The sequence below is a fragment of the Synechococcus sp. H70.1 genome (assembly GCF_047502705.1).
Lineage (GTDB): Bacteria > Cyanobacteriota > Cyanobacteriia > Thermostichales > Thermostichaceae > Thermostichus.
This window is the reverse complement of the sequence record NZ_JANSIV010000075.1, coordinates 26446-34490: the sequence shown is the minus strand read 5'-3', so window position 1 is coordinate 34490 and position 8045 is coordinate 26446. Positions and strand designations below refer to the sequence as shown.

The following is an 8045-nucleotide window of genomic DNA, read 5'->3' as shown; positions in this document are numbered from 1 at the left end:
GCCGGAGGAATACGAGGACGACTTGTTCTAGCTGCCCCAGCAGTTCCTAGAGAGAAGGGATCCCTTCTCCGCTAGCCTGTGTTGCGCATGCCAGCAGCGATGCCGTTGATGGTAAGGAGAGCCCCCCGCAGCAGCTCGGCGCGGCTGTGCTGGCTGGGGTAAAGAGGGGAGTTTTGCTTGCCGCGCAGGCGCTTGAGTAGGGAGATTTGCAGAAAACCCAAGGGCACAATTGAACGGTTGCGCAACTGGATGGAGCGCCTTAGGTAGGGATCATTTTCCAGTAGCTCCCTGTGGCCGGTAATTTTTAGAACCATCTCGCGGGTGCGGTACATTTCCTGGGCAATGAGCTCAAACAGCTCCATCGCCCGCGGCAAACGCTCAGGGGAGCTCATTTCCTGCACGTAGTGGCGGGCAATCTGCAAATCTGCCTTAGCCAGAGTCATCTCCACCTTGGAGATCACCATGCGGAAGAAGGGCCACTCGCGGTAGAGGTGTTGCAGGTGGGTGAGGTGGTGCTCACCTTGGGCTGCGTATTCCTGGAGGGCAGTACCCACTCCATACCAGGCTGGCAGGAGAAAACGGCTTTGGGTCCAGCTAAACACCCACGGAATGGCCCGCAGGGATCTGATATCTTTCGAGTTGCCGCTGCGGCGAGCGGGGCGAGAGCTAATCTGCAGTTGGCTAATCTCTTCGATAGGAGTGACCTCGTGGAAAAACTCGACAAAGCCTTCCTGCTCGTAGACCAGGTTGCGGTACACCTGCCGCGAGCGCTCTGCTAGCGACTCCATTAGGCGCGACCACTCGTGCAGGTCATCGGGGTAGGTGCGCAGCAGGCTGGCCTGGATGACGGCGCTGGTAACGGTTTCTAGGTTAAAAAGGGCTAGATCCTGGAGGGAATACTTCGAGGCCAGCACCTCTCCCTGCTCAGTAATCTTGATGCGGCCCCCCACGCTGCGCCCAGGCTGGGCCAAAATTGCCTCGTAGGCTGGCCCTCCTCCGCGCCCCACTGAGCCACCCCGGCCGTGGAAGATCTGCAACTTCACCCCGTAGGACTCGGCCACTGCTTGCAACCGCTGCTGGGCTTTGTAGATCTCCCAGTTGCTGCTTAGAAAGCCAGCATCCTTGTTGCTATCCGAGTAGCCCAGCATCACTTCCTGTAAGTTTTCCTGCTGGGCCAAGTACTGGCGATAGAAAGGAATTTCCAACAACTGCCGCAGGACCTCTGGGGCCTGCTTGAGGTCTTCAACGGTCTCAAACAGCGGCACCACCGCCAGGGATCCCCGCCCGCTGATGGGATCATAAAGGCCCACCTCCTTGGCTAGTAGCAGCACCTCCAGCAGATCGCTCAGCTGGCGGCTCATGCTAATTACATAGGTTTGGCACATGGCCGTGCCAAACTCCTGCTGCAGCCGGCGCAGGGTGCGAAAGGTGGCAATCAGCTCCGCCGCCTTCTCAGAAAAGGGGGCTTCTAGAGGGATGAGGGGGCGGCGGGTTTGCAGCTCCTGCAGGAGGAAAGCCGTTTTTTCCGCCTCTGTCATCTCGCTGTAGGGCCGCGGCAAGATCCGCAAGTATTCGAAGATCTCGGTGAGAGCGGCCTCATGGTAGCTGCTGTCTTGGCGGATATCCAGGTGGGCCAAATGGAAGCCAAAGACCTGAACCTGTTGGATGAGGTAGTCCAACTGGCGACAGGAAAGGCCGCTGTTTTTCAAACTTCTTTGGATGAGTTGCAAATCGGCCAAGAACTCCTCGGCGTTGGCGTAGGCGTTGTCCAGAGGGGGCGGGACAGGCAGGCAAGCAGAGTCGGCCAAATGGCGGTTGCGCTCTCGCGTCAGCTCCAGCCGCCGCTGGATGTAGCTAAGCTTGAGCCGGTAGGGCTCCTGACGATACTGCAGCGAAAAGGACTCGTAAACCTCCGGCATAAGGCGGCGATCCTGCTCAAGGGCATCCAGCAACTGGCTGTCCACATCCCCCCAGTGCAAAGAGACGCTCAGGGTTTTGGTGAGCGCCTTCACCGCCTCGATGTACTTGCCCAAAATCAGGTTGCGTTGGTAGCGGGCCGTTTGCCAGGTAACATCGGCAGTGACGGAGGGGTTCCCGTCGCGATCCCCGCCCACCCAGGAGCCAAAGTTGCAAAATCCTGCCGGCGGCGGCTCGACAGTGGGAAAGGACGTTTTCAGGCTGCGCCGGAGGCGCTCGTGCAGCAGAGGGATGGCCTGAAACAGCACCTCCTCAAAGTAGTGCAGAGTGTAGTCGACTTCGTTAAGCACCGTCGGCTTGGTCTGGTGCAATTCGTCGGTGCGCCACCACAGCAAAACCTCCTCTGCCAGTTGTTCTCTCAACATCTGAGCCTGCAGAGGGTCGAATTGCTCTGCCCAGTCCAGTTGGCTAAGCAGGCGGGAGAAGGTCCGTTGTTTTTCGCGGATGGTGTGGCGGACAATCTCGGTGGGGTGGGCGGTAAACACCAGGCGGATGTGCAGCCGCTCCAGCAGGCGGCGCAGCAGGCCAGGCGGTACCCCCTGCGCCCGCAGGTAAGGGAAGAGCCGTTCAAATTTTTCGTTTTCCCGCACGGTGCGCTGTTGGCTGTCCACCATGCGCATATCGGAGTCTTCTGCCCGCTCGTAGTTTTGTTCAACAATGTTGATTAACTGAAAAAACAAGGCAAAGGCGCGCGCTGCTTGAATGGCCTCTTCAAGGCTGAGGTGCTCAACAATTTGGAAGACTTCCGGGATGGGGTATTCTAGAGCCTGCCCTTCAGGAGAACACATGGAGCGCAGCCGCCGCAGCAGATCCACCAAAGGCTGTCCGCACTCCTGCAGGATTACCGCTTCCCAAAGTTCTTCGACCAGTTGCAGGCGCCGGTTCAACAAGGTGTTCCGCAAATTGAGCACCTCGTCCCTAGGGAGAGCCGGGCCCAAGGGATCCCCTTCCGCCAGGAGAGGGGCCTCCTTCAGGCCGTTAGCAGAACTCACTGCCTGCTCTGCAGTCGTCAGGTGGGAGGAAGAGGTCATGGAGGCGGCTCCTAGAACAACCATCCCAATATTAGAGCCTGTTGCTGGAAGCGCAGAGGTAGCCCGCCTCACCCTTAAAGGGGCGCTTTCTTGGCAGCAGGGCCAGGGATCCCTAGAGGCGGCTACGGATAACAAATGAGTAGTTGCTGCCAGGCTCGAGGAGGTAATCCGATTTCTCCAAAAAACGGCGCAAGGGATCGCAAATCAAGGCTCGCCCCACTGAGGGCTCCACTCTCAGGTTCCCACCTCGAAAGTGCCAGCAAAAGTACCAAACCCAACCGTTAGCGCTGACTTCCCCTTCAAGGGCACCCTCCTGCCAGGAGCGGCGGGTAATCTGGACATGGGCAGTGGTCTGAGGTAGCTGGCTCATCCTGGAGTAGGGAGAACCTCTCCCCTATTCTCTACTGCCTGGAGCCATCCCCTCAGGGATCCTGGCCCTGTACCCCCTCGGGTGGAGATCCCGCCAAAGCTGGGCTGGCTCCCAGAATGGCTCAGCAGGGTCTTTCTCAAAGCGGGGGCTCGACCGTGGCCACGATGTCGCGGATGATGGCTTCGGCTTCCTGCCGTCTGTTACTTGCCATCTCCCCCGCTCCAGCTAGGGAAATGCGATGGGCCAGAACCGGCACAAACAACGCTTGCAGGTCTTCTGGGAGGCAAAAGCCCCGTCCCTTTACCAAGGCCCTTGCTCGCGCTGCCCTTGCCAAAGCCAATGCCCCGCGGGTGGAGACCCCAGCCCGCAGCAACTTGGAGGTGCGTGTAGCCTGGACTACCTGGAGAAGATAGTCGGCCAGGGATTCCTCCAGGTACACCTGATCCACTGCCGCCTGAATCTCCCGCAACTCGGCTAGGGAAAGCACTGGCTGGAGAGTTTCTACGGGATCCGCCTGTTGCCGATGCAATAGCAGAGCCCGCTCAACTTCAGGGCTGGGGTAGCCAATTGACAGCCGCACCAAGAACCGATCCAACTGACTTTCTGGCAAGGGATAGGTGCCGTGGTACTCCAAGGGGTTCTGGGTAGCCAGCACCATGAAGGGACGGGGCAGCGGGTAGGTGCACTCGTCCAGCGAAACCTGCTTTTCCGCCATCGCCTCCAGCAGGGCGCTCTGGGTGCGGGGTGAGGTGCGGTTGATCTCGTCAGCTAGGATGACATGGGCAAAAATAGGGCCGGGGCGAAATTCAAACTCCCCTTTTTCTTTGTTGAAAAGGGTAAGGCCGAGAATGTCAGCCGGCAAGAGGTCGCTAGTAAATTGAATCCGCTGAAACTTGGCCCCCAAGCTACGGGCAATGGCCCGCGCCAATGTCGTCTTGCCCACCCCCGGCACATCCTCCAGCAGGACATGGCCTTCTGCCACCAGGGCCGTCACCACTGTCTGCACCACCTGGGACTTGCCCTGGAACACCGATTCGACATTGGCAATGAACTTGCCAATCTGCTGCTGCAAAGTTTGCCATCGCTCCGCCGGGATCCTCCCTCCCGCCGCCAGGGTACCCCCACCTGCCATAAACCCTCCTCCAAGGGGCCTATTCCACCATATAAGCCCGATCCTGCCCCCCGCCCAGAGCAGGATCCCACAAAACTCCGGCGGAAAACCGGAGTATCATAGACCTGATCCCTGCAGCTAAGGATGGGTATTTTGGAACTGTCCTGTAAAAGCGAGTACGCGCTCCTGGCGCTGTTGGAATTGGCCCAGCACTACCGCGATGGGCGGGTGTTGCAGATCAAGGAAATTGCAGCCCATCAGTCCATTCCCGACCGCTACTTGGAGCAATTGCTAGCCACCCTGCGCCGCCAGGGGCTGGTGCGCAGCCAGCGGGGGGCCAAAGGAGGGTACTTTCTAGCGCGGCCACCTTGGCAGATCTCCCTGTTGGACATCATTCAGGCCATTGAGGGAGAAGAGCTCACCCGTCCCCGCGACTGGCCTGGCGGCGATCTCACCCCCGAGCGTCAGGTGCTCCTGCAAGCTTGGCAAGAGGCCCAAGCAGCAGCAGTGGGCATTCTCCAAAAAACCACCCTGCAGGATCTTTGCGACCGGCAGGCCCAACGGCAACAGGCCAGGCTGATGTACTACATCTAAGCTACAGCCAGTAAAGGCCAACGCGGACAGGAAGGGCCGGGATTTTGACTCCATTTTGGGTTATTCTGGAGCGCGATGCTTCTCATTGAATCCCTACTCTGCCCATGACCTTGCGCTCCCCCCGCTCCCCAGCTGCCGAGACCTTTTCTGTAGAAGACTTTGCCCAGGCTCTAGCGGCACAAAGCCTTGACTTCCGACCGGGCCAGGTGGTGCGAGGTCGTATCTTCCAGTACCAGAGCGACGGCATTTGGGTGGATATTGGCGCCAAGTCGCCAGCCTTTTTGCCCCTCAAAGAAGCGGGGATCGGCTCGGAGGAAGACCTGAGCCAGCTGTTTCCCCTCAAAAGCGAGGCCGAGTTTCTTATCCTGAAAGAAGACGCCGCAGGGCAGATCCTCCTCTCGGCACGGCGGCTGCAGCTGAGGCGGCTTTGGGAGGACCTAGCGGAAAAGCAGGCTAGAGGCGAGGTGGTCACGGCGCCGGTGATCGGCATCAACAAAGGTGGGGTGGTGGTAGATGTGCAGGGCCTGCGCGGCTTTATCCCCCGCTCCCATCTTCTCCAACGCGGATCTCTGGAAGAGCTGGTGGGTCAATTGCTCACCGCCAGCTTGCTGGAAGTCAACCCTGCTGCCAAGAAGCTGGTGCTCTCCGAGCGAGTAGCGCGACAAGCAGAGAGCTTGGGGATCTACACCACTGGCCAGGTGGTGCGGGGCAAGGTCAGCGCCCTGAAGCCCTTTGGCGTTTTCGTGGAACTGGAGGAGGGGGGCAGCGGGCTGTTGCCCATCAAGCAGGTCAGCCAAAGCTTTGTTGCCTCTCTCTCCGACTTGTTTCAGCCAGGGCAGCCCATCAAAGCAGTAGTCATTGATGTGGATGAGGCCAAAGGGCGGATAGCGCTCTCCCTGCGGGTGCTGGAAAGATACCCTGGCGAGGCGTTGGAGCAACTGTCTACCCTTATCGAAGAGGCTGAAGAGCGGGCCCGCAAGCTGAAGGGAAGGATTACCCCCGATGGCAAGGTCATCTAGGCTTGCCAGGCAAGTTAGCTGGCCTCTCCGCCAAGCTGGGCCTCCTCCAGGGTGGGAGGGGCTGGCTATCTCCTTAACCAATCCAAAAGGGTTTTCCCCCCCAACCCCAGGCTGAGCAAAATGGAAGTGGTCAGTAGCCCTGCAGCGACGCAGAGCAGGGATCCCAGGCTGCAGAGGATCCCATCTTCTTCCAGGAGGCCGAAGGCGGTGACGAAGACCCCCATCGCAGGCAGGGTGTTGGTGCCGGGCAGGGGAATGATCATGGAAATGCCCATCAGGCCAATCCAGGTGCCTAGCCAGACCTGGCCGAGGCGACTGGTGCAGACTTGTTTCCAACGGGGGCGGGCCACTTGCTCAATGCGCTGCAACCATGGGATCCCAGCCTGCACCCACTTTTGCAATTGCTTCCGTTCAATGGAGGTCCGCAGCACCCACGGCGGCAGCCAGGGAGTGGCTCGCCCTGCCAGCATTTGGAGAGCTAGCAGCAGAATAACCGCGCCAAAGGGAGTGGAATAGCCAGGAGCCGGCAGAGGCAAAGCCGAGGGAAAGGACAGCACCGCCAAAAACAAGCCAAAGCTGCGCTCACCCGCCAGTTTTAGAATCTCTTCAATGCAGATGGCTGCTTCTAGGGATCCCTCTACTTGGAGCTCAGACTGCTCCGGGCTGTCGGCAAGGCCAGCCAAGCGGGCCAGCTCTTGGGATAAACGCGCCATAGGAGGCACAGAGTTGGGGTAGGAAAAGTTGACCAACGCCAGCCTACTGCAAATTCTGGGTTTGTTGGATATCTTGACTCTTGAGGAAGGGGGTGATTTGGGAGAGGGGAAATGAGCGGCCAGGCCCCTGGTAAGCGGTTGGAGAAGGCGGTGGGCAGCCGTGGCCTTGCCCAAGGACCAAAGCGTTTGCTAGCGCAGGGGATGGCTGGGCTGGTGCTGGGATCCCTACTGCTGGGGAGGAGTAGCCCAACCTTTGCTGAAGCCCAACTGGAAGTGGGCACCTCCGCTACCTTGCCTCCCCAGCCAGAGCCGACCTTACCTCCTCCGCCCCAGGGAGTTCGCCAAATCTCCGAGAAAACCGATCCGGAGGAAACTGCCGACATGCCTCTTTCCCTGCTGGCTGAACAGGTGCTAGAGGCAGTTTGCGAAGGGCAAATTGATGCCCGACGAGCCTTGACCCTCATGCCGGATCTGAGCAAGTCCCACATCCTTGCTGCCTGTCCAAAGCAGCTGTCCCCCAGAAGCTGAAAAGGGAAACCAAGCCAAGCCTAAACGGGAAAAGGGAGGGGAATTTTGCCCTGTCTAAGAGGTCATTTGCTCGCCGGATGCTGCCGAGCACTGGGAACAACTTACCCACAAACAGCGCCACTGCTTTGCGCCCCATAGCCCAGATTTCCCCTGCCGACGACCAGCCCGTTTTACAACTGGGCTAGCTAATTGGGGTGGAGAGCCAGCTACGCCTATTGCCCAGGCTAGCTAGCGTAAATTCTAGAGTGGCCCCCTTCCCTTCAAAAGTCCAAACCTTGCTTTCAAAGCGAGCAAAGCTCTGTGTTCTGGAAAACAGACAAGTGTCACACCAGCAAGCAATAATGAGGGCAAGCACAAGGAGTTCGACGGAGCCAAGTCTTATGAAGCCGGGTCCTATAAACTCCCAGCAAGCGCGTTCATTTATCGCCTAGAGTTCCGTTGTTTCTTATTATCTTCCACTTGCTATCGGCTTGCTCAGGGTACATTCGACTGCGAAGTAGTCTTCCAGCCACTGCTGCCTTTGCCAAAACAGATCAAGCTTTATTATGACGTAAGAGGAGCTAGAACCATAACTGAAACTCCAACAGATTCCGATGGATATGAGATGACTTATCACTACGTCACTCTCACAACTCCTCAAGTAGCAATAATAGCTTGGGAAGCTTACAGTGAGGCCGAGGCTCAGCAACTGGCAGAAAAGAT

7 protein-coding genes are annotated in these 8045 nt (G+C 58.5%); 3 read left to right on the top strand and 4 right to left on the bottom strand.

What is annotated here, in order from left to right; all coding sequences use genetic code 11:
* Window positions 1-71: 71 nt before the first annotated feature.
* The 3 genes from ppc to NW827_RS05435 form a co-directional block, all read right to left on the bottom strand.
* Window positions 72-3008, bottom strand: coding sequence for a phosphoenolpyruvate carboxylase (gene ppc, locus NW827_RS05445; RefSeq protein ID WP_414404492.1), 2937 nt, complete (start codon window positions 3006-3008; stop codon window positions 72-74).
* Between the two features lie 112 nt (window positions 3009-3120).
* On the bottom strand, window positions 3121-3378 hold the full coding sequence (locus tag NW827_RS05440; RefSeq protein WP_414404493.1) for a DUF3146 family protein: 258 nt from the start codon (window positions 3376-3378) through the stop codon (window positions 3121-3123).
* Window positions 3379-3514: 136 nt separating this feature from the next.
* Window positions 3515-4510, bottom strand: coding sequence for an AAA family ATPase (locus tag NW827_RS05435; protein ID WP_414362118.1), 996 nt, complete (start codon window positions 4508-4510; stop codon window positions 3515-3517).
* A 132-nt stretch (window positions 4511-4642) separates the two neighbouring features.
* Here NW827_RS05435 and NW827_RS05430 point away from each other — a divergent pair, with 132 nt between their 5' ends.
* Together NW827_RS05430 and NW827_RS05425 are read left to right on the top strand one after the other, a co-directional pair.
* Window positions 4643-5083 (top strand): RrF2 family transcriptional regulator, encoded by a 441-nt coding sequence (locus NW827_RS05430; protein WP_414404181.1) that lies wholly within the window; start codon window positions 4643-4645, stop codon window positions 5081-5083.
* Window positions 5084-5187: 104 nt separating this feature from the next.
* Complete coding sequence (locus NW827_RS05425; protein WP_414503425.1) at window positions 5188-6102, top strand: S1 RNA-binding domain-containing protein; 915 nt, start codon at window positions 5188-5190, stop codon at window positions 6100-6102.
* A gap of 65 nt (window positions 6103-6167) precedes the next feature.
* On the opposite strand, the gene NW827_RS05420 is transcribed toward NW827_RS05425, so the two are convergent.
* Window positions 6168-6815 carry an exopolysaccharide biosynthesis protein gene (locus NW827_RS05420; protein WP_414404101.1) on the bottom strand — a complete coding sequence of 216 codons (648 nt, stop codon included), beginning with the start codon at window positions 6813-6815 and terminating at the stop codon, window positions 6168-6170.
* Between the two features lie 111 nt (window positions 6816-6926).
* On the opposite strand from NW827_RS05420, the gene NW827_RS05415 reads away from it, so the two are divergent.
* On the top strand, window positions 6927-7343 hold the full coding sequence (locus tag NW827_RS05415; RefSeq protein ID WP_414503424.1) for a hypothetical protein: 417 nt from the start codon (window positions 6927-6929) through the stop codon (window positions 7341-7343).
* Window positions 7344-8045 lie beyond the last annotated feature (702 nt).

What these genes read in the sequence shown, in the direction of transcription:
- ppc (WP_414404492.1), bottom strand. Translation starts at nt 3,008, where the DNA reads ATGACCTCTTCCTCCCACCTGACGACTGCAGAGCAGGCAGTGAGTTCT.
- NW827_RS05440 (WP_414404493.1), bottom strand. Translation starts at nt 3,378, where the DNA reads ATGAGCCAGCTACCTCAGACCACTGCCCATGTCCAGATTACCCGCCGC.
- NW827_RS05435 (WP_414362118.1), bottom strand. Translation starts at nt 4,510, where the DNA reads ATGGCAGGTGGGGGTACCCTGGCGGCGGGAGGGAGGATCCCGGCGGAG.
- NW827_RS05425 (WP_414503425.1), top strand. Translation starts at nt 5,188, where the DNA reads ATGACCTTGCGCTCCCCCCGCTCCCCAGCTGCCGAGACCTTTTCTGTA.
- NW827_RS05420 (WP_414404101.1), bottom strand. Translation starts at nt 6,815, where the DNA reads ATGGCGCGTTTATCCCAAGAGCTGGCCCGCTTGGCTGGCCTTGCCGAC.
- NW827_RS05415 (WP_414503424.1), top strand. Translation starts at nt 6,927, where the DNA reads ATGAGCGGCCAGGCCCCTGGTAAGCGGTTGGAGAAGGCGGTGGGCAGC.